Genomic DNA, 508 nt, shown 5'->3' with positions numbered 1-508 from the left:
ATAATTGTTCTCCACCATTCCCATGCAAGACCTGTACATTCTCTTGCTACGACTTTTACATTTTTTGAATTCGGCGGAAGTGGTATGACTGTATTGAAATGAGCAGTTCTGTCTCTGCCGTTTCCTTCCCAAGTTTTATGGGTTAGTACTTCTTTTCCATTTTGATCATATGAGACTTCATCCCAAGATACATCAAATTGAGCAACATATCCACCAGTATGATCAAGCGTCATTTTAGCACTAGAATATTCTGTAGTTGTAGTCTCAATATAATCTGTATTGTTATGAACAGCAGCAGTTGCGTTATCTTTTAAGAAAGTGCTTGTATATGAAATTGGGTATGCTGGATTTTTAGAACTTAATTCCGCATTATCTTTAATGATATTTCGGATTTCATTAAAATCTTTTGTAACAACCTTGTTATGCTCTTTTGCATCTCCGCCTAATACTACAGCGGTAAAGGTACTGTCTTCAAAAATATCTTTGTACTGTCCACTCGCTTCAACGC

The 508-nt window shown here is 36.2% G+C and carries 1 protein-coding gene; it reads right to left on the bottom strand.

Annotated features, from left to right (window positions below; translation table 11 throughout):
• Positions 1–508: thiol-activated cytolysin C-terminal domain-containing protein (locus JDS96_RS30675; protein ID WP_176519864.1), on the bottom strand; the 508-nt coding region annotated here is incomplete at both ends.

This window comes from Bacillus cereus group sp. N21 (assembly GCF_016483395.1).
In the GTDB taxonomy this organism is placed as follows: domain Bacteria; phylum Bacillota; class Bacilli; order Bacillales; family Bacillaceae_G; genus Bacillus_A; species Bacillus_A pseudomycoides.
This window is presented reverse-complemented; position numbering and strand designations above follow the sequence as displayed.